General features: G+C 64.3%; 18 protein-coding genes. 5 read left to right on the top strand and 13 right to left on the bottom strand.

Going from position 1 to position 17,968, the window contains the following annotated elements:
• Positions 1-27: 27 nt before the first annotated feature.
• Genes PCE31107_RS10115 through PCE31107_RS10105 form a run of 3 tightly spaced genes read right to left on the bottom strand, consistent with a single transcriptional unit; the run spans position 28 to position 2,676 of the window.
• Positions 28-585: a VOC family protein gene (locus tag PCE31107_RS10115; protein ID WP_017232163.1), complete on the bottom strand. Its 558-nt coding sequence runs from the start codon at positions 583-585 to the stop codon at positions 28-30.
• A 35-nt stretch (positions 586-620) separates the two neighbouring features.
• Positions 621-1,682: an ABC transporter substrate-binding protein gene (locus PCE31107_RS10110; protein WP_150608145.1), complete on the bottom strand. Its 1,062-nt coding sequence runs from the start codon at positions 1,680-1,682 to the stop codon at positions 621-623.
• A gap of 37 nt (positions 1,683-1,719) precedes the next feature.
• Entirely contained in the window at positions 1,720-2,676 is a 957-nt protein-coding gene (locus PCE31107_RS10105) for a fumarylacetoacetate hydrolase family protein (RefSeq protein ID WP_150608143.1), read from the bottom strand.
• Between the two features lie 160 nt (positions 2,677-2,836).
• On the opposite strand from PCE31107_RS10105, the gene PCE31107_RS10100 reads away from it, so the two are divergent.
• The gene (locus PCE31107_RS10100; RefSeq protein WP_165385431.1) at positions 2,837-3,820 is read left to right on the top strand and encodes a 2-hydroxyacid dehydrogenase; all 984 of its coding nucleotides are present in this window, start codon (positions 2,837-2,839) and stop codon (positions 3,818-3,820) included.
• A gap of 135 nt (positions 3,821-3,955) precedes the next feature.
• On the opposite strand, the gene PCE31107_RS10095 is transcribed toward PCE31107_RS10100, so the two are convergent.
• From PCE31107_RS10095 to PCE31107_RS10085, 3 genes are all read right to left on the bottom strand, one after another.
• Positions 3,956-5,758 (bottom strand): LVIVD repeat-containing protein, encoded by a 1,803-nt coding sequence (locus tag PCE31107_RS10095; protein WP_130026054.1) that lies wholly within the window; start codon positions 5,756-5,758, stop codon positions 3,956-3,958.
• Between the two features lie 81 nt (positions 5,759-5,839).
• The gene (locus PCE31107_RS10090) at positions 5,840-6,889 is read right to left on the bottom strand and encodes a porin (protein WP_150608141.1); all 1,050 of its coding nucleotides are present in this window, start codon (positions 6,887-6,889) and stop codon (positions 5,840-5,842) included.
• A gap of 275 nt (positions 6,890-7,164) precedes the next feature.
• Positions 7,165-7,632 (bottom strand): VOC family protein, encoded by a 468-nt coding sequence (locus tag PCE31107_RS10085; protein ID WP_246181781.1) that lies wholly within the window; start codon positions 7,630-7,632, stop codon positions 7,165-7,167.
• Between the two features lie 252 nt (positions 7,633-7,884).
• On the opposite strand from PCE31107_RS10085, the gene PCE31107_RS10080 reads away from it, so the two are divergent.
• The 3 genes from PCE31107_RS10080 to PCE31107_RS10070 all read left to right on the top strand — a co-directional run bounded on the left by PCE31107_RS10080 (position 7,885) and on the right by PCE31107_RS10070 (position 10,001).
• The gene (locus PCE31107_RS10080; RefSeq protein WP_130026055.1) at positions 7,885-8,538 is read left to right on the top strand and encodes a GntR family transcriptional regulator; all 654 of its coding nucleotides are present in this window, start codon (positions 7,885-7,887) and stop codon (positions 8,536-8,538) included.
• Positions 8,539-8,893: 355 nt separating this feature from the next.
• A complete protein-coding gene (locus PCE31107_RS10075; RefSeq protein ID WP_130026056.1) occupies positions 8,894-9,397 on the top strand; it encodes an inclusion body family protein in 504 nt (167 codons plus the stop codon).
• A gap of 79 nt (positions 9,398-9,476) precedes the next feature.
• Positions 9,477-10,001, top strand: a complete 525-nt coding sequence (locus PCE31107_RS10070; protein WP_150608137.1) for an AidA/PixA family protein — start codon at positions 9,477-9,479, stop codon at positions 9,999-10,001.
• Positions 10,002-10,012: 11 nt separating this feature from the next.
• Here the strand turns inward: PCE31107_RS10070 and PCE31107_RS23335 are convergent, their stop codons facing one another.
• The gene (locus PCE31107_RS23335; protein WP_174966611.1) at positions 10,013-10,150 is read right to left on the bottom strand and encodes a hypothetical protein; all 138 of its coding nucleotides are present in this window, start codon (positions 10,148-10,150) and stop codon (positions 10,013-10,015) included.
• Here PCE31107_RS23335 and PCE31107_RS10065 point away from each other — a divergent pair.
• On the top strand, positions 10,149-10,988 hold the full coding sequence (locus PCE31107_RS10065) for a bifunctional allantoicase/(S)-ureidoglycine aminohydrolase (protein ID WP_017232174.1): 840 nt from the start codon (positions 10,149-10,151) through the stop codon (positions 10,986-10,988). The two genes, PCE31107_RS23335 and PCE31107_RS10065, sit on opposite strands and share 2 nt — an antisense overlap.
• A gap of 107 nt (positions 10,989-11,095) precedes the next feature.
• Here the strand turns inward: PCE31107_RS10065 and PCE31107_RS10060 are convergent, their stop codons facing one another.
• From PCE31107_RS10060 to PCE31107_RS10035, 6 genes are all read right to left on the bottom strand, one after another.
• Positions 11,096-11,983 (bottom strand): LysR substrate-binding domain-containing protein, encoded by an 888-nt coding sequence (locus tag PCE31107_RS10060; RefSeq protein WP_130026058.1) that lies wholly within the window; start codon positions 11,981-11,983, stop codon positions 11,096-11,098.
• Between the two features lie 59 nt (positions 11,984-12,042).
• Positions 12,043-13,812: a gamma-glutamyltransferase family protein gene (locus PCE31107_RS10055; protein WP_150608464.1), complete on the bottom strand. Its 1,770-nt coding sequence runs from the start codon at positions 13,810-13,812 to the stop codon at positions 12,043-12,045.
• A gap of 167 nt (positions 13,813-13,979) precedes the next feature.
• Positions 13,980-14,516, bottom strand: coding sequence for a DUF1097 domain-containing protein (locus tag PCE31107_RS10050; RefSeq protein WP_017232176.1), 537 nt, complete (start codon positions 14,514-14,516; stop codon positions 13,980-13,982).
• Positions 14,517-14,547: 31 nt separating this feature from the next.
• Positions 14,548-15,816, bottom strand: a complete 1,269-nt coding sequence (locus tag PCE31107_RS10045; RefSeq protein ID WP_017232177.1) for an amidohydrolase family protein — start codon at positions 15,814-15,816, stop codon at positions 14,548-14,550.
• Positions 15,817-16,072: 256 nt separating this feature from the next.
• Complete coding sequence (locus PCE31107_RS10040) at positions 16,073-16,720, bottom strand: response regulator transcription factor (RefSeq protein WP_150608462.1); 648 nt, start codon at positions 16,718-16,720, stop codon at positions 16,073-16,075.
• A complete protein-coding gene (locus PCE31107_RS10035; RefSeq protein WP_150608135.1) occupies positions 16,717-17,865 on the bottom strand; it encodes a PAS domain-containing sensor histidine kinase in 1,149 nt (382 codons plus the stop codon). Before PCE31107_RS10035 ends, PCE31107_RS10040 begins: the two co-directional genes overlap by 4 nt.
• Between the last annotated feature and the right edge of the window lie 103 nt (positions 17,866-17,968).

The raw sequence follows: 17,968 nt of genomic DNA, 5'->3' as shown, positions 1-17,968 counted from the left end.
CGATGTCTCCTCCGGAATCTCGGCTGGCTAGGTCTTTCCGCCCGACTTGTCCTTGACCATGCCCGGCGGGGGCGGCACGACGAAGCGTTCGAAGCGGAACCGGTCGAAGCTCTCGATAGAGCGCTCCCACACCTTCGCCTCGTACGGGTGGTCGTCGTCGATCTGCGTCATTTCGCAATACAACTCGACGTTGTTGCCATCCGGGTCCTTAAACACGAGGAAATAGTTCGCCCCCGGCCCGTGACGCCCGATCCCACGCACGATCTCGACGTCATGCGCACGCAGCACCGCCACGGCTTGCTCCATCTCCTCGACACTGTCGACGAGGTAGGAGAAGTGCTCCATGCCGGGACGGCCGTAACGCGGCAGATCGTCGATGTCCGGCGAATCCTTCGGAATCTGCGAGAGCGCCAGATCGTGGTGGTCGGTGCCCGCGCGCAGGAACACCATCTGGTCGCCAATCCAGTCGGAGACGGTCAATCCGAGCACTTCGGTGTAGAACTTCGCCGACTTCTGGATATCACGCACCACCAACACCAGGTGGCCAAGGCGCTTCGGGTTGAGCTTGGGTTTGAGGCTTGTCATCTCGACTCCTTGCATTGCAAGCGTTTCAGCGACCGTCATTCGACGAACTGGTTGGTATAGATGTCGGTGGCCTTCAGCGTGGGGGGCAGGTTGAAGGCGTCGCGCACAAACTGCGCGGTCGTCGCCATGCGCGCCACCGGCAGCCAACCCGGCTTGTGCCCCTGCGTTTCGCGGTCGGTCTCCAGCACGCCGATCTGCCGAATCTGTTCGACCATGACCTGTTTGTCGAGCATGGGGTACTGGGACACGATCACCCCCGTCGACGCCTCCGGATGCTCGCGCATCCACGCATAGCCGCGATAGGTGGCCTGCACGAAGCGACGCACCACGTCAGGCTTCTTCGCAATCATGGTCTCGGTCGTGACGATGCCGTTGCCAACCATGTCGAGCCCGAAATCTCGGTAGCGCAGCGATCCGATCTCGCGCCCCTGCTTCGCCGCGAGCGATTTGAGCACCGGCAGGTTAGCGCCTTCCCAGCATTCGGTCAGATCCACGCGACCTTGCAGGAACGACGGATTGATCGTCGACGGGTCGAGCCGCAACAGCTTGATCGCCGTCGGCGGCAAGCCATTGGCCTTGAGCCAGGCCGGCACGATGTTCTGTAACGGCGACGCACCGCCGCCGCCCATCGACAAACCCTTGAGATCGGCGGGCTTCGCAAGGGTCCGCCCCGGTTTGACGAGGTAGCAGATCGCGCCGGGCCAGACGGCATTGATCGCGCCCACCATCTTCGTCTTGCCGCCCTGCGCGCGGTTGAGCATCACGCTGATCGGATCGCCGTAGCCGAACTCGAACAGGCCCTGATCGACCTCATTGACGGTGCGCTGCCCGCCATGGCCAACGACCGCCGACACCTCGAGGCCTGCCTCGCGGTAAAAGCCCTGGTGAATGGCAACGAGCACCCCCCCGGTGCTGCCCTGTGGCAGCCACGAGAGGTTGAACTTGACCTTCTCCTGCGCGACGGCCGGCGTCGGCCACAGCGCGCCCGCACCGATCGCACCAACCGTGCCGATCGCCCCCATTGCTCCCATCGCACCGATCGATCCGGCACACGCAAGCACCGTCCACCACCGCCTTGCCCACTGCCACTGCTCCATTGCCGCCTCCTCCTGGCCGCTACCTGAGCGACCGTTGTTATCTTTGCTGCGCAACGACGCGGTTCTCGATGACGCCAATGCCCTCGATGCCCGCCACCATCACGTCGCCGGCCTTGAGATAGACGCCACGTCCCATGCCCACACCGGTCGGCGTGCCCGTGGCAATCAGATCGCCCGGCTTGAGCGTGAGAATGTCGGACAGATAGGCGATCTGCTCCGCAATATTGAAGATCATCCCCGACGTCGTGTCGTCTTGCATCATTTCGCCATTCACCGACAGCGTCATACGCAGTTGTTGGGGATCGAGAATCACCTCGCGCGGCACAAACCACGGCCCCAGAGGGGCGAAGGTATCGAAACTCTTGCCGCGAAACCAGTCGTGCGTGAACGGATAGTCGGTGCGGCGGTTCAGGTCGCGCGCGCTGACATCGTTGATGACCGTGTAGCCCGCGATCCATTCATGCGCCTGCTCGACCGGAATGTGCCGTCCCGGACGGCCGATGACCACCGCCAACTCGACCTCCCAGTCCACGCGCTGCGCATGCGGCGGCAGCACGACGTCCGTGCCGGTCGCCGTCACGCTCGTCTCCGCCTTCATGAACATGTACGGCGAACTCTCGCTGCGCGGCGCGAGCTTCGTACCCATTTCGGCCGCGTGTTCGTAATAGTTCGAGGCCGTCGCAAAGATGCGGCCCGGCTGATAGGGCACGCACAGGCGATAGGCGTCGCCCGCCAGCGCGCCGACCTTCGCCGGCACGCCCGCGTCCAGCGCACGGCGCACAGCGGCGTTGATCGCTTCGCCGTGCACATCCCAGTCCGAGAGCAGCGCCGTCAGATCGTGCGTCGCCAGCACCGCATCGTCCACGTCCGCGCCCATGTGGCGCAGCACGGCTTCCAGATCGTACAAATGCCCATGTTGCACAAGCGCGGTACGCCGCGCGGCAACGGCGCCCGGCGCCAGCGATTCATAAGTTGCAAGTCCAAACCAGGTCACACCTTCCTCCTTGTCTTCCCTCAGGGAACCGACGTCGCGCGTTGCGCATCGGTCGTTTTTTTGATTGCCATGTGGAGATACAATACATAGCATATGTATACATAGCAACTGATTTGTATTTTATTTTCCTATCCAAACGATCCTCACGATGAAGGCCTCCATGACCGATGCTTCGCCACTCCTCTCCCTCATCCCGCTTGCGCCGATCGCCCGCGCCCGATTGATCGCCGCGGGACTGCGTCTGCACGAGATCGACGCCGGTTGCGAGGCCGTCGATCGGCCCGATGCCATCCGGCTCATGTCCAATGCGTCCAACGTCCGCTTCGTGCTCACCAATGGCACGACAGGCCTCACGGCCGTGCAGATGGATGCGCTACCGAAGCTCGAACTCGTCTGCGCCTTCGGGGCGGGCTACGAGAACATCGACGTCGCCGCCGCCACCGCACGTGGCATCGCCGTCGCGCACGCGCCCAATACCAACGGCGAGACCGTCGCCGATCACGCCCTGGCCCTCATGCTCGCCACCGCACGCGGCCTCATCACGCTCGATCGCGCCGTGAAAGCTGGTGGCTGGGCGAAACACCGCGCACCGCGCCCGACGCTGCATGGCGCGCGACTCGGCATCGTCGGACTGGGTCACATCGGTCACGCGATTGCGACGCGCGCGGAGGGCTTCGGCATGTCCATCCGCTATCACACGCGCACACCACGCCGCGACTGCCGCTGGCACCATGTCGCTGACGTCGGCGCTCTGGCCGACGCCAGCGACTTTCTCGTGCTCGCCTGCCCGGGCGGTGCCGCGACACATCACCTCGTGAACGCCGACGTGCTGGCGCGGCTCGGCGCCGACGGCTTTCTCGTGAACGTGTCGCGCGGCAGCGTCGTCGATACCGTGGCCCTGATCGAGGCCCTGTGCGACGGCGTGATTGCAGGGGCCGCGCTCGACGTGTTCGAGCACGAACCCGAGGTGCCGTCGGCATTGCGCATGCTGGAGAACGTTGTGCTGACGCCGCATGTCTCGGGACGCTCGCCGGCCGCCTTGCACGCACAGATCGACGCGCTGCTCGCCAGCCTTCACGCCCATCTCGCGGGCGCGCCGCTGGCGTCCCCCGTCAATGCGGTGGCGCGGCATGTCGCGCGATAACGGGTTCAGGTGAAAAAAGAAGCGGGCAACCAGGAGACCTTCGGAGGTTGCCCGCCTCAACACTTCACGCTTTGGAGGCCCTGTGAAGTCGTGCGCGGCGACGGCACGACGTGTCGTGCCGCCTTGACGCTGTGCTTACCGTGCCGGCCAGGGTTTCGCCGGTGCACCCATCACGGGCTCACCCAGCAACGGGCTCGACAGGGCGTAGGCGCCGTTCTCGGTGAAGGCCCACATGATGTTGCGGTCGTACTCGGTGTACATCGCGAACACCCCCTTGCCCAGCGTGTAGACGGGCAGCTCGGACTCGTCGGCCAGCCCCGGCACGAAGTAGCCCGCAATGCGCGGCTTGGCCGGATCCTTCACGTCGAAAATCTGCACCCCCGCGTTGTAGAACGAGTACGGCACGATGCCCTGGCGCCACGTACCCGGCTGGCCGATCGAATTCGAACGCTTCGGACCGAAGTTACCGCCGCGCTGGCAAAAGCTGGTGAACGGCGCGCCTTCGGGGACGTCGGGCTCGGGCAGTTTCGCCGCGACCTTCATCTTGGCCGGGTTGCGCGCATCGACCACGAAGATGTCCTTGTACGGCTCATAGCAGTCGCGGTTCATGGGGTAGCCGCTGGTCAGCACGTACCCCGTGCGCTCGTACTGGCTCACGTCCGCATTGTCGTACTCGGTGCCCGCGAAGCTCGGCGCCGTATTCACGTTGCCCAGTACCTTCGGATGCGCCGGATCGGACAAGTCGAACGACCACAGCCCCAGACCGCCCATCGCGCCGAAGCCCACCTTGCCGCCCTGCTCCAGCGGCTTGGGCAGGAAGATCGGCATGCGCGAGCCCATCCACGAGGTGCGGTTGCCCGCCCGCGGATTCTGCAAATAGGCCTGTTCGTGCGCCGCATTGCCAAGAATCTGCCCCGGCACCGAGATCTGCGAGACGAACTTCGGATTGGCCGGATCCGACATATCCCACACCTGGTAGCCCGGCGAGTAGAGATAGTTCGGGTACTCGGTGAGTGCGTAGCTGTCGTCCGGCGCCGACGAGAGAATCATGTACTTGCCGCCGTAGAACTCCGGCGAATCGAGCGAGCCCGAGCCCTGCTGCTGCCCGACCGGCGCGTCCGGATGCCGGTAGTCGGTGGTGCGCGTGGCGATGAGCTTCCAGTCGGACGGCAGCGGCCCATCCATCTCGAAGACCTTGAAGCCCTTGAGCGAGTTGTAGTGGCGTTGCGCGGCCACCTTGTCCGGCTGCTTCGACTTGTCGGTCATCAGGCCGTAACGGCCGATTTCGAACGACGCCACGAGAATCGGCTTGCGCCGCGTCTTGTTCCACACGATGGTGGCGCCGCCCAGATAGCCGTGCACATTGTTCGGATCGAACTTCTCGCTCGATCCCTTCGGGCCCCATACGCCGCCGGTCGAATACACCACCTTGCCATGCGCGGGATCGGTCACGTCCATGATGCGCAGATAGTCGCGATCGTGGATATAGAGGTAGCGCTTGCCGTTGAAGTCGGCGATGTTGTTCCATGCGTGGAACGGCGAATTGACGCCCGGGTAGAACGCCAGGACTTTCACGTTCTTTGTGTAGCTTTTCTTGTCCCACGTCGTCAGTTCACCGGGAAAGCGCTGACCGGTGTGTACTTCCGGTGTGGCCTTCGGCCAGATGAATTTGCCTGTTGCCGGATCCATGCCGTAATCGACGCCAGCCTTGAGCGGCTTGGGCTCGCGATCCGGCGTGAGGCGCAACCATCCCGCCAGGTACGGATCCTTGACGTTCGGCATACCGGGCGTACCGGTGGGCTGTGCGTCCGACGGCGTGGCAGCGGGCGCCGCCGGCGCGCTGTCCGGTGCCGACGCGTGGGCCGCGAGCGTCATCGTGAGCGCGGCGAGCAATGCCGTCGCGGTCAACGAAACGCCGAGTGTGGGCTTGCGAAACATGTCTTCCTCCTTCGTCTCAAAAATCTTCTCGCCAGCGCGTCAGTCAGGCGCTGGCGGCGTGATGTCGCCGATCGGAACGCGTCAGAACGCGTGGCGGATGCCGAACTGCACGCCCGACGGGTTCTGTGTGCCGGTCGGCGTGACCTGGAACGTCACCGGGTAATGCACCGTTGTGTCGTTGCTGTGCTGCACACGGGCATAAGTGGCGTAAAGCGTGGTGCGTTTGGACAAGCCGTACATGTAGCCGATCACGAAGCCGTTGCCGTTCGAGAGCGCCTTGTTGTCCTCGTCCTGGCGATGGACAAAGCTCGCGTAGAAGCGATGACGGTCGGTCAGCGCATACCTGACACCGGCCTGAATGTCCCAGCCGCGCACATTGAATGCGACATAGGGCGGATAGGCGTAGTAGCCGTTGTACGTGTGGTAGATCAGGGTCGGCTCCACACTCCCGAATTTGTAGGTCGCCGCGAAGTAGTTGTCGCGCGACGAGTGGATCTGGCTCGACGAGTAGATGTCGCGCGTGTATTGCAGTTCGCTGACGGCGCCCAGGAAGATGCCGCCGTTGCGGTAATCGAGGCCGGCTGAGTAGAAACGGCCCGAACGCGTGCCGTCGCCCACGCCGGTCGTCGCCATGAAGCGGCCCATCAACCCGTGCCAGCGAGGCGTGTTGTACTGAATGGAGTTGTCGACGCGATACGACGCATAGAAGAACTCCATGTTGTTGACCATACTGAAGTCCGCCGCCCAGCTCGGATCGGCGTAACCGGCAATCCAGTACGACGGCGTGAACTGACGGCCGAGCGACACTTCGCCCCACGCCCCCTTCAGGCCGACGAACGACTGGCGCGCCTGCGCCGATTGCGTGCCGTTCGCGGCCGAGAACATGGGCTCATACGTGAAGAATGCGCGGTTGCCACCACCCAGGTCCTCGAACCCGCTCAAATTGAAGCGAGAGGTGTTCAGCCCGCCGCTGGAGACCCGCGCGACCTTGCCGCCATTGGCCCCCGATCCCCACAACTGCTCGACGTTCAGGTCCACAAACCCCGAAAGCGTCACGCCCCCGGACGATTGCGCGTACGCACCGCCCTGCAGTGCGCCCAGCAACAATGCACACAACACTCGCTTCTTCATGCTGTCTCCTGAGTTTTTTCGTTTTTGTCGCGGCGCCCCTGACCGGGTGTCTGCCGCCCGCGCTACATGTATACAATCAGTCGAATGATTATACATAGCAAAGAAATTGAATTTCTACCGCTATTTGTTTATACAAACGGTCGATTTTTTTATAGCGGGTCACCCCGGATGGCCACTGACCCGTGAGCGCCGGACGCCAAGCGCCGCCGGCGCTTGGCGTCCGGCGGGGAGAGGCGGTGTTGCGAACGCTGTCGCCGAGCGAGGACGGCGCGGTATCAGAGCCCCGTGCGATCGGCTTGCAGCCCTTCGTGACGCAGCGCCGGCGCGTTGTCCTTGCCCGTGCCGTCCTTCGACGCACCGCCCCAGCCGTGGGCAGTGACATCGAAGATCACGCCATTCGGATCGAAGAACTTCACTTCATAAAAGATGTTGCTCTTCACCGGCACTTCGCCCATGTAGTAGCGGCCCCCCGCAGCTTCGATCTTCGTGCGCGTGGCCTCGACATCCTCGACCCAGATGCCGATGTGATGCAGCCCCACGTACTCGCGGCCGCGATCACCTGCGGCTTCGTCGTTCTTGTAATTGAGCAACGCCAGGTTGATAACGCCGTCCGACAGATAAACGCCCCGGGCGAGCGATGAGTCCGTCTCGCCCACTTTCTTGAAGTCGAATGCCTGCATATAGAACTCTGCCGCCTTCCACGGATCGGGCACCGAAAGCGCAATGTGACGCAGTTTGGCCATGATGAGATGTCTCCTTCGAATTGAGGTGTCGACGCGTGCCGGAACGCCCGGCAGACGCTCATGTATACTATCTCAGCATATTGCATCCAAAAACGTATTTTTGAATGCACTTGGATCAACCCGCTGCGCTTTCCATCTGGGGATGGCACCCCGATGGCGCCTCCAGACGTAATGGCGAAGGAAAATACTCGTATAATCCCCATGTATACAATCGAATCAAAAAGACACATCCACGGAGCGAGATAGACAAGCATGGCCGAAACCATTGCCGCACGAATCTGCCGGGTGCTGACCGGCGAGATCATCGACGGACGCCTGCCGCCGGGACAGAAACTGGAGGAAGTCGCACTGGCCGAGCGCTTCAAGGCGTCGCGTACGCCCATTCGCGAAGCGCTGCGCGAACTCAATGCACGCGGTCTCATTGAACTCACCCCGCACAAGGGCGGCGTGGTGGCGAGCATCAGCGTCGACGACCTGTCCGACATGCTCGAAGCGATGTGCGAGCTCGATGCCCTGTGCTGCCGGCTGAGTGCCCAGCGCATGAGCGCGATGCAGAAGAAGCAGCTCGAGATGATTCACATCCAGAGCAAGCAGTGCATGGATGCGGGCGACGAAGCCGGCTATCTCGCGCTCAACCGCGAGTTCCATCAGTTGTTGAGCGCGGGCACGCAGAACAAGACGTTGATGGCGCTGATCGACAGTCATCGCGAACGTCTGGCGCCCTTCCGCGCGGCGCAATCCGATGTCGAAGAGCGCTTCGCCGTGTCGTTCGACGAGCACGAGCGCGTCGTCGAGGCCGTGCTCGCGGCTGACGCCGAAGCCGCCTATAACGCCATGCGCAGCCACACGGCGCGGTTGAGCATTCATGTGCTCGAACGCCTGCAACACAGCCGCAAGCTGAGTTAAGCCCCGCCCCCGCTCGTCTGTCCAGGCCGGCTTCGTTCACACGGCCGGCCGATGCGCTCCTGACGCTGACGCCCCCGATGCCCACACGCACGCATCGGTTTTTCTGGGGGCCTCGCTCCAATTCCCCGATTGGTATATCGGTGCCCATCCGCGCAACGCGAGTCGCGACGCCGCTTGGCACGCAACTGTCACTCATAAAGCGCAGCCCGCGCGAGGTTGAACATTGCCGTCGCCGTTTCTAGGCTCCATCCGTGAAGCGCGTTGCCGCGTTTCGCGCGCGGCCGGCAGGCCGCTGGCTTAGAGACCGCCATCGTCCGATGGACGGCATCCAACTCAGCCTTTCGTGGAGAAACACATGTCGCAAATCACCGATGTGCTGGTCAGCATCGACACCAAGACGATCGTCGACCGGTACGGCAAGAACTCCAGCATGGCGAATCCTCCGCTCATCGACTTCAAGCACGTCTTCATGATCGTGGCGCAGGGTAATGTGGTGAGCGGACAGGCGGGCGGCGAGCTGGACGTCGCGGCGACCGTCGGCGACGTCATCCGGTGGCGCGAATGCTCGCTCTCGCTCGGCTTCGAGCAATCGTGCATCTTCTACAAGTTCATCGGCAATCAGGGCAACGACCTGATCTCCCCGCCCTCGCCACGGGAAGCGGAGGTCACGATCCCCGTGCCGAATCCGCCCGACCCGACCCATCCGAAGAAGCAGACCTGCTCGAACTACTTCTGGTCGTGCGAAACGCTCAAGACCGGTCGCGTCACCTACCACTTCCAGTTCATGATCCTCGATCGCAGCGGCAATTTGTGCGGCTGCTACCAGTGGGATCCGTTCATCACCATTCGCAATCACTGACGAGCGCCGCGCCGCGATCCACGACGCGCCAATCCGGGCGCCCGATCGCGGTCACCTCGGCTCACGGCAAGGAATCCCAATGTCCGACGCAACCCCCTCCGACGGCGATGGCGCATGCCGTGCGATTGCCGACGTTCTGCTTGTCATCGATACCGTGACGCTGCTTGACCAACACCCCGAAGCGACCGACGCGCCCGTGGGCGTGGACGCCGATTGCTGCTATGGGCTGGCCGCGGATAGCGCGGCGCTCACCGGTGTCAATGCGGCGCAATGGCGTATCGCCGTTCGCCCCGGCGACCGCTTGCGGCTGCGCTGGACGCCGCTCGCCATGCGCGGCGAACATGCCGTGATGCTCCAGCTTTGCCTCGATGACGAGACAACGCTGAGCGGCCTGCAGTTGCATTGCCTGACGCACGCCACGCGCTACGCGCCGCAGTCGGGTTCGCCGCAGGTCGCCGTCGCGCGCGACGCCCCGGATGCCTTCTGGCAAGCCGATGTCGCGGGCAGCGGCACCGCAGCGCTGACGATCGAGGCCATCGTCACGGACCGCGATGCCAATGTGCTCGGCCGATTTCGCTGGTCAATGCGCGTGGTTGTGCCCTGAGCGTCGGTCATTCATTCAAAAATCGAATGCCATGCATTTTGATATTTAATTTGTCGATGGATGGCGGGTTCGCTATCTTGTGCATCTTTCCCGATGGTTTCGCCCCCACGAAACTCCGCGATCAGAACGACACAGGAGCCATCAATCATGTCGAAGACCACGTATTACGCGCCGCAGGGTGGGCATCCGAGTCAATCGGAATTGCTCACCGACCGCGCCATGTTCACCGAAGCGTACGCCGTCATTCCCAAGGGCGTGATGCGCGACATCGTCACGAGCCATCTGCCGTTCTGGGACAACACGCGCCTGTGGGTGCTGGCCCGTCCGCTCTCGGGCTTCGCCGAGACGTTCGCGCAATACATCATGGAAGTCGGTGCGGGGGGCGGCAGCGACCAACCCGAGCAGGATGAAAACGCCGAGGGCGTGCTGTTCGTCGTCGAAGGGGAGATCACGGTGACGATCCAGGGCAAGGCGAACCGCCTCACCCCGGGCGGCTATGCGTTCCTGCCGCCCGCGACCGACTGGCAAGTGCGCAACCACAGCCAGGGCACCGCCCGCTTCCATTGGATTCGCAAGCACTATCAAGCCGTGCCAGGTTTGCCGGCCCCCGAGCCGTTCGTGAAGCACGAGCAGGACGTCGAGCCGATTCCGATGCCAGGCACCGACGGCCGCTGGGTGACGACGCGCTTCGTCGACATCCAGGACATGCGCCACGACATGCATGTGAACATCGTGACGTTCCAGCCCGGCGGCGTGATCCCGTTCGCGGAAACCCACGTCATGGAGCACGGCTTGTATGTGCTCGAAGGCAAGGCCGTCTATCGCCTGAATCAGGATTGGGTGGAAGTCGAAGCCGGTGACTTCATGTGGCTGCGCGCCTTCTGCCCGCAGGCGTGCTACGCCGGGGGCCCTGGCCCGTTCCGCTACTTGCTGTACAAGGACGTCAACCGTCACATGAACCTGACGCTGGGCGCCCAGCCGAAGTAAGTGCCGAAGCACGCGCTGAAACAGGTGCCGGAGCAGGCGCCGAAGTCAGCGTCTGCGCTGCGTGCCCCTTGGCGCCCATCCCCGCACGCACCCGCCGCGCGCGTCGCTCACTTCGGCGCGCGCGGTTTCGTCGCGAGCATCGCGACGAGCACTTTGGCGAGCGCCATCACCATGGCGTGCGCCGTCGGTCGGTGAAAGATCGCCAGCTCGAAGGCGTCGATGACCGGTAGCCCCTGCGCACGGCCAAGCACCGCATGCCGCGGCAGCACGGCGCGCGGCGGCACCAGACTGATTCCCATCCCGTCGGCCACCGCCCCCTGAATGCCGCTCAGGCTGGAACTGGTAAAACTGATGCGCCAGTCGCGTCCCATCGTCTCAAGCGCCTGAATCATGTCGTCGCGATACAACCCGCGCGCAGGAAACGTCACGAGCGGGACCGGATCGCATCCAAACGACGGATGCGCCGCGCTGTCGATCCACGCCAGCTTCTCGGGGCGGCTCGCCACCGATTCGCGACTGCCGCGACGCTGCTTGACTAGCACGAGATCGAGTTCGCCGCGATCGTAGCTCGCGAACAAATCGCGGCTCAGGCCACTCGTGACTTCGAGCTTGACCTGCGGATACTGCCGATTGAAACGCGCGAGCACCTGCGTCGTGGCGCCGGTCGCGAAATCCTCCGGCACGCCCAGCCGCACCGTCACTATCACGGCCCCGGAGAGTGCCTCGAACATCTGGTCGTTGAGCGCGAGCATCTGTCGCGCATGGCCGAGCAATCGCTCGCCCGCATCGGTGGCATGGACGTCGCGATTGCCGCGTTCGAGCAACTTGTGCCCGACCAGGTCTTCGAGTCGCCGCACCTTCTGGCTCACGGTGGATTGCGTCGAATGCAGACGCGCGGCCGCCGCCGTGAAGCTGCCGCAATCCGCCACCGTGATGATCGAGCGCAGCAAATCCAGATCGAAGAGCGGGCGATTCGATTTTGCACTACCAGCCATGTGAAGTATTTACGTTGCCAATGGATGGCAGCACTTGTATCACGCGCAACAACCGAGCGTCAAAGCCCCAGTGCCCGACCATCGCTGCGAGGATCGTGGGCACCGCTCATCTGCCCGTGCGCACCGATGCGAATCGCACCGGGATGGCCCGCCAACTGACTCTGCGGCGGCAGCTCGCTCATCTCGTGCCCACGCGCCGCCAGCGCCGCGAACACATCGGCACCGGCATCCTGTTCGAGCTTGAGGGCATCGCGGCTGTCGGAGAAGGTCTTGCCGAGCAGGAAGCGCGGCCTTCCCAGCGCGGTGAGCGGATCCATCTCGTAATCGATCAGGCGGGTGAGCACCGCGGCCAGCGTCTGCGGTTGCCCGTCGGCGCCCTGCGTACCGTACAGCAGTTGCGGGCGTCCCTGCTTCAGATACATGCCTGGATTGAGCGTATGGAACGGGCGCTTGCCACCGTGCAGCACGTTCGGACTCCTGGCGTCCAGACTGAACGACGCGCCCCGGTTGTGCCACAGCACGCCCGTGTCCCCCAGCACCACACCGCTGCCCCAATCGAAGTAGACCGTCTGCAGCATGCTCACGCAGTTGCCCTGACTGTCCGCGGCACCGATGTACACCGTGTCGCCGGTCTTGAACACATGTGGCCACGGCATGGCGCGATCCATGCGAATGCTGCGGGCATGCGCGTCAAGGTGGGCGCTTGCCAGCAAGCGATCTACCGGCACATCGACGAAATCGGGGTCGGCTACATAGCGATTGCGGTCGATGAACGCGAGCTTCACCGCTTCGACCAGCACGTGGTAATAGTCGGCGCTGCCCTCGGGCATCGACTTCAGATCGAAGCGATCGAGAATGCCCATGATCTCCAGCGTTGTCACGCCCTGCGTCGGCGGACGCAGCCCGAGCAGCTCGCCGTCACGATAGGCCACGCGCAGCGGCACTTCCTCGCGCGCCTGCGCCCGTGACAGATCGCCGGCGCGCAGCGGCGAGCCGGCCTGCTTGAGGCCTGCCGCGATGCGGCCGGCCAGATCGCCTTCGTAGAACTCGCGCCCGCCATGGGTGGCAATGCGATCGAGGCTGCGCGCCAGTGCCGGCTGATGAAAGCGCTCGCCCGCCTGCGGAATGCGGCCGTTCGGCATGAAGACCGAGGCGAAGCCTTCCCAACCCGACAGTTCGCCCGCGCGCAATGTTTGCCAGAAGTGTTGCGACGGGGTGACCGGGAAGCCGTTTGCCGCGTATTCGGTGGCGCGTGAGAACAGCGACGACCACGCCTGTTGCCCGCCCCATTGCTGGCGACTGAGGTCGAATGCCTTGTCCCAGATCGCCACGGTCGCGGCCGTCGTCAGCGCCGCCCCCGGGCCGCGCACGGGGATGGCGCCGCGGTAGGCCGGCACCTGTGCGGCGGCTTGTCCGATGCCCGAGAGCGTGCGCACGTTGCCTTCGCGGTCGCTGATCACCATGAAGGCGTCGCCGCCCAGACCGGTGAAGTGAGGATACGTCACGCTCAGCACCGCGCCGATCGCAATCGCGGCTTCAATGGCGTTGCCGCCCGCGCGAAGCACTTCGAGTCCCGCCTCGCTGGCCAGCGCGTGCGGGCTGGTGACCATGCCCCGCGTCGATTGCGCAAGGCGAGGGCCGGCGTCGGCTCGCGCGTCGCTGTGGACGGCTTGGGCGGCTTGGGCGGCTTGGGCGGCGTCGGCCGACGGTGCGGGCAGCACCGCGCTACCGGCCAATGCGGCCGTGCCCCGCAGGAAGTTTCGCCGCGTGGTACTGCCGGCGGCGTCGCCCGTCGCGACCGGAGGTGTCGTGGTCAGCCCATCGGCCATGTCTTGTGCGAACGTCATGCCGTTCGTCTCCCCAAACAATGTCATTGGAAGGCGGAGCGCGCCCGACACCGGCAGACGCTTCGCCTCGATCCCGTCCGTGCGTCGAGCCGGAACCGGCTCGCACCGTGCCGCCGCCCCGGCTTGATGCGCGAAACGGCAGGCTTGCGTCAGACTTCCGCCTTCCAGCCCTTCCAGTGGCGTTGATGCGTCACTTCCGGGGCCGAGAAGCGCTCCTTCACCCAGGCGTAGACCGGGCCGAGAGCATTCATGGCGACGGCCGCCCCGAGTGCCGCCAACGGGTCCTGCGCCACCGGGCCGAAGCCGCCGAACAGCGTGGCGAAGTACGTCGCGAACCCGAAGAACATGCCCGGAATGAAATTCAGTGCCGGGAACACGCGGGCCAGCGCCATCATCGAGCCGTTGCCCGCGAAGAGAATCACCATCTCCGCGGCGACGAGGGTGTTGCCGCTGAACTGGGCGCCCGCTTGCTTGAACCCCAGCACGATGAGGCATGCGAAGCACGCGCCCACCGGCAGCGTCGCCCAGATCCGTTTGAGGTTCACCAACGTGGGGCCCCCCATGGCAAAGGTGGCGGCCCAACTGATAAAGATCGCCCAGGGCGGCAAATGCAACGGCAGCATCGCGATCGGGATGGTGGTGACGGCCAGTAACGAGGCAACGACTTCCGCAGGCAGCTTCTTCATGAGTGTCTCCTTGAGTGTGATGAGAACTGCATTACGCGCAACAACAGGAATGCCGGTGAATCTCGCAGTGATGCTGCGTCACGACCGTGATCCGGCCACGTTTGATCACCCACAGGCGTGGCGGGATGTCGAGCAGCGCATCGGCCACCTTGAACGTGTCGAGAATGATGAGATCGGCTTGTTTGCCCACCGCGATGCCGTAGTCGTGCGAGAGGCCAATGGCGCGCGCGGCGTTATGCGTGCCCATGTCCAGAATCGCCTGCTGGTGCTCCGGCACGCCGAATTGCGCCACGTGCGCGAGCAGATTGCCGATCTGCAACATGTCGGCCTTGCCGAACGGCGTGAAGGCGTTGCGCACGTTGTTGGACGAATACGCCACGTTGACCCCTGCGGCATGCAACGCCTTGACGGGCGTGAGACCGCGCCGAGGGTTCTGCACGTCCTTACGCCCGCCCAGGTAGAGATCGGTCGCGGGCAGCGTGACGATGCTGATGCCGGCGAGACGGATCTGCTCGATCACGGGCGCGAGTTCGTCGTTGTCGAGCGCGCCCAGGCTTGTGACGTGCCCCAGCGAGACCCGGCCCTGGTAGCCGGTATCGATCGTGCGCTGCGCAATGTACGAGATGGCCGCGAAACGCTGATCGCTGGTGTCGTCGGCAAAGTCCGCATGCATGTCGATGGGCGCGTCGAAGCGCTGCGCCAGCTCGAACACAATGTCGATGTGGCGCTTGGTGTCTTCCCAGTTCAGCTCGTTGTAGGGACATCCGCCGACCACATCCGCCCCCATGCGCAGCGCGTCGATCATTAGCTCGTAGGTGCCCGCCGACTTGAGAATGCCCTCCTGCGGGAACGCCACGATCTGCAGATCGAGCAAGCTCTGGTACTCGTCCTTGAGCGTGAGCAGCGTCTCGACGCCGATCAGCCCTTGAATCAGATCGACGTCCGGATGGGCGCGAACGGCGACGGTGCCGTTCTTGATCGCCATGTCGAGCACCTGACGCGAGCGATCGAGCACGTCCTCGCGCTCCTGCCGGCTCTTGAGAATGCCGGTCACGCGGATGGCCTCGTCGAGCGTGCCGAAGCGTGCGGGCAGACGGCGATGCAGCAGTGCCTTGTCCAGGTGCAGGTGCGCCTCGATAAGTCCGGGAATCGCCGCGCGGCCTTGCGCGTCGATCTCCTCGGTCGCGCTGGCGTCGATGCCGGGCTCCATCGCAGCGATGCGTCCGTCTTTGATGGCGATGTCCACGAGCGGCGCATCGTCGCGCACGCACACGTGTTTGATCAGCAGGTCCACATGCATGGTGCGGTCTCCTTACGTCTCAGGGTTGAAGGAAATGCTGGCAAGCGCCGGCCGGGTGGCAGTGAGTCGGTGCCCCGCCTTCGGGGCTTGAAGCAAGATTAGGGGAGTGCCCGCGGGCGGGGCATCGGGATTTGCTGGTTTTCGTCTAAGAATTTCCCTAGACGCAGTGCAGCAAGCGAAACCGAGGAGGAACGCGTGTGGTCGATGGTCGCGTCGGCAATGTCGGGCGCGTTGGGGGCGTGGGTCGCGTGTGGGATCAGGCGTCGGTGCCGGCGACGATCAAGCCGTGCTCGATGGCGTAGAGCACGAGGCCCGCCGTCGACGGAATGTCCATCTTGGCAAGGATATTGGCCTTGTGCGTACTCACGGTCTTGGCCGAGAGCGACAGGCAGCGTGCGATCTCGTTGATGCCATGGCCCTCGACCAGCATCTGGAAGATCTGGAATTCGCGGGCCGTCAGCCCGCTGTGCGGCAACGCCTCGGCCGGTTGCTGCAACTGACGCACGAGCTTTTCCGCGACCAGGGGCGAGACGACCGTGCCGCCGCGTGCCACGCGCCGGATGGCGCTCATCAACTGCTCCGACTCGGCGTTCTTGGTGAGGTAGCCGGCGGCCCCGGCGCGGATGGCCTGCACCGCGTATTGCGATTCGCGATACATGCTGAGCACGAGTATGGGGAGCGCCGGATACGTTGCCTTGATCTGCGCGATGAGGGCAATGCCGCTCTTGCCGGGCATCGACATATCGAGCAGCAGCACGTCCACGGCGATCAGGCGAAGCCGGTTGAGGACATCCGCGCCGTCCACGGCTTCCGACACCACGCACATGTCGGGTGCCATCGAGATGATCTTTTTCAGCCCATCGCGAATGATCGCGTGGTCGTCGGCAATCATGACACGCATCACCACTCCCTCTCGTTCGTCAGGTTCGTCAGCTTCGATGGGGTCGCCGGGGTCGTTGCGTTCATCACGCTGGCGGCGTCATCGTCGCTCACCCCTGCCGCAGGTGCGCGCGCAGGAATTCTCACCCGCACGCGCGTTCCCTGTCCCGGGGCGCTTTCGATCTCGAACGCGCCGCCCAGCATCAGCGCGCGTTCGCGCATGCCCATCAGACCGAGGCGCTGACCGTCTCCGGCCCGTGCAGTGTCCATGCCCCGGCCATCGTCCGCGATGCTCACATAACAATCGCCGTCGCGTAGCTCGAGCGCCACACGCACCTGCGACGGCTGCCCATGTCGGCTGGCATTCGTGAGCGACTCCTGCACGATACGGAAGATCGCCGTGCTGCATTCGCTGTCGAGACGCGTGGTCAGCGCTTCCGGCATGTCCAGCTCGCACGGCAACCCATGCCGCTGCGCGAACGATTCGGTCAGCCACTCCAGCGCCGCGTGCAGGCCCAGCTCGTCGAGCACCGCGGGCCGAAGGTCGGCCGCGATGCGATGCACGGCGTCGATGGTCTCGTCGACCAGGTCCTTGAGCATCTGGATATGGGCGGACCGATCGGCCGGCGACGCGACGGGTTGCGTGTCCAGGTAGCTCAGGCCCAGCCGAAGGCCGCCCAGCCACTGCCCGAGTTCGTCGTGAAGTTCGCGCGAGAGTCGCGTGCGTTCCGCTTCTCGCACCGTTTGGAGATAGGCGGAGAGCTGACGCAGTTGCGCGCGCGAGTCGAGCAATGCGGTTTCGGAGCGCTTGCGGTCGGTGATGTCGCGAGAAATCCCAACGGTGCCCACGATACGGCCAGCCGCGTCGCGCACCGGCATCTTGACGGTGTCGAACCAGCGCGGCGCGCCGTCGGCCCCCGGCCGGCTCTCTTCGTAGCGCCGGCGCTCGCCGCTGGCCACGACCGCTTTGTCGGTGGCAAGGTAGACCTTCCCCCATTCCGACGACCAGACTTTGTCGGGCGTGTTGCCGATGATCTCGGCTTCCGTGCGGCCGCAAGCCACCAGGAAAGCGTCGTTGACGAGGATGTAGCGCGACTCGGTGTCCTTGAGCCAGGCCTGGTCAGGAATGTTGTTCAGAATCGCCCGGTGCAGCTCTCCATGCGTCTCCACTTCGTCTCCTTGGCTGGCAACGGACTGCCGCAGCGGCGCGGCGACGTCACGCCCTCACGCGCTCGCGAACGGGGCGCTCGCTCCGTCGACAGCACGTCGCGAC

It is taken from the genome of Pandoraea cepalis, from assembly GCF_902459625.1.
In the GTDB taxonomy this organism is placed as follows: Bacteria; Pseudomonadota; Gammaproteobacteria; order Burkholderiales; family Burkholderiaceae; genus Pandoraea; species Pandoraea cepalis.
Note: the sequence above shows the minus strand (reverse complement) of the source record. Positions and strands in the feature narration are given on the sequence as shown.

Excerpts from the sequence above, each read along its gene's own strand:
- PCE31107_RS10110 (WP_150608145.1), bottom strand. The coding sequence starts at position 1,682 with ATGGAGCAGTGGCAGTGGGCAAGGCGGTGGTGGACGGTGCTTGCGTGT.
- PCE31107_RS10075 (WP_130026056.1), top strand. The coding sequence starts at position 8,894 with ATGTCGCAAATCACCGATGTGCTGGTCAGCATCGACACCAAGACGATC.
- PCE31107_RS10060 (WP_130026058.1), bottom strand. The coding sequence starts at position 11,983 with ATGGCTGGTAGTGCAAAATCGAATCGCCCGCTCTTCGATCTGGATTTG.
- PCE31107_RS10070 (WP_150608137.1), top strand. The coding sequence starts at position 9,477 with ATGTCCGACGCAACCCCCTCCGACGGCGATGGCGCATGCCGTGCGATT.
- PCE31107_RS10095 (WP_130026054.1), bottom strand. The coding sequence starts at position 5,758 with ATGTTTCGCAAGCCCACACTCGGCGTTTCGTTGACCGCGACGGCATTG.
- PCE31107_RS10045 (WP_017232177.1), bottom strand. The coding sequence starts at position 15,816 with ATGCATGTGGACCTGCTGATCAAACACGTGTGCGTGCGCGACGATGCG.
- PCE31107_RS10080 (WP_130026055.1), top strand. The coding sequence starts at position 7,885 with ATGGCCGAAACCATTGCCGCACGAATCTGCCGGGTGCTGACCGGCGAG.
- PCE31107_RS10090 (WP_150608141.1), bottom strand. The coding sequence starts at position 6,889 with ATGAAGAAGCGAGTGTTGTGTGCATTGTTGCTGGGCGCACTGCAGGGC.
- PCE31107_RS10115 (WP_017232163.1), bottom strand. The coding sequence starts at position 585 with ATGACAAGCCTCAAACCCAAGCTCAACCCGAAGCGCCTTGGCCACCTG.
- PCE31107_RS10085 (WP_246181781.1), bottom strand. The coding sequence starts at position 7,632 with ATGGCCAAACTGCGTCACATTGCGCTTTCGGTGCCCGATCCGTGGAAG.
- PCE31107_RS23335 (WP_174966611.1), bottom strand. The coding sequence starts at position 10,150 with ATGATTGATGGCTCCTGTGTCGTTCTGATCGCGGAGTTTCGTGGGGGC.
- PCE31107_RS10100 (WP_165385431.1), top strand. The coding sequence starts at position 2,837 with ATGACCGATGCTTCGCCACTCCTCTCCCTCATCCCGCTTGCGCCGATC.
- PCE31107_RS10065 (WP_017232174.1), top strand. The coding sequence starts at position 10,149 with ATGTCGAAGACCACGTATTACGCGCCGCAGGGTGGGCATCCGAGTCAA.
- PCE31107_RS10050 (WP_017232176.1), bottom strand. The coding sequence starts at position 14,516 with ATGAAGAAGCTGCCTGCGGAAGTCGTTGCCTCGTTACTGGCCGTCACC.
- PCE31107_RS10055 (WP_150608464.1), bottom strand. The coding sequence starts at position 13,812 with ATGGCCGATGGGCTGACCACGACACCTCCGGTCGCGACGGGCGACGCC.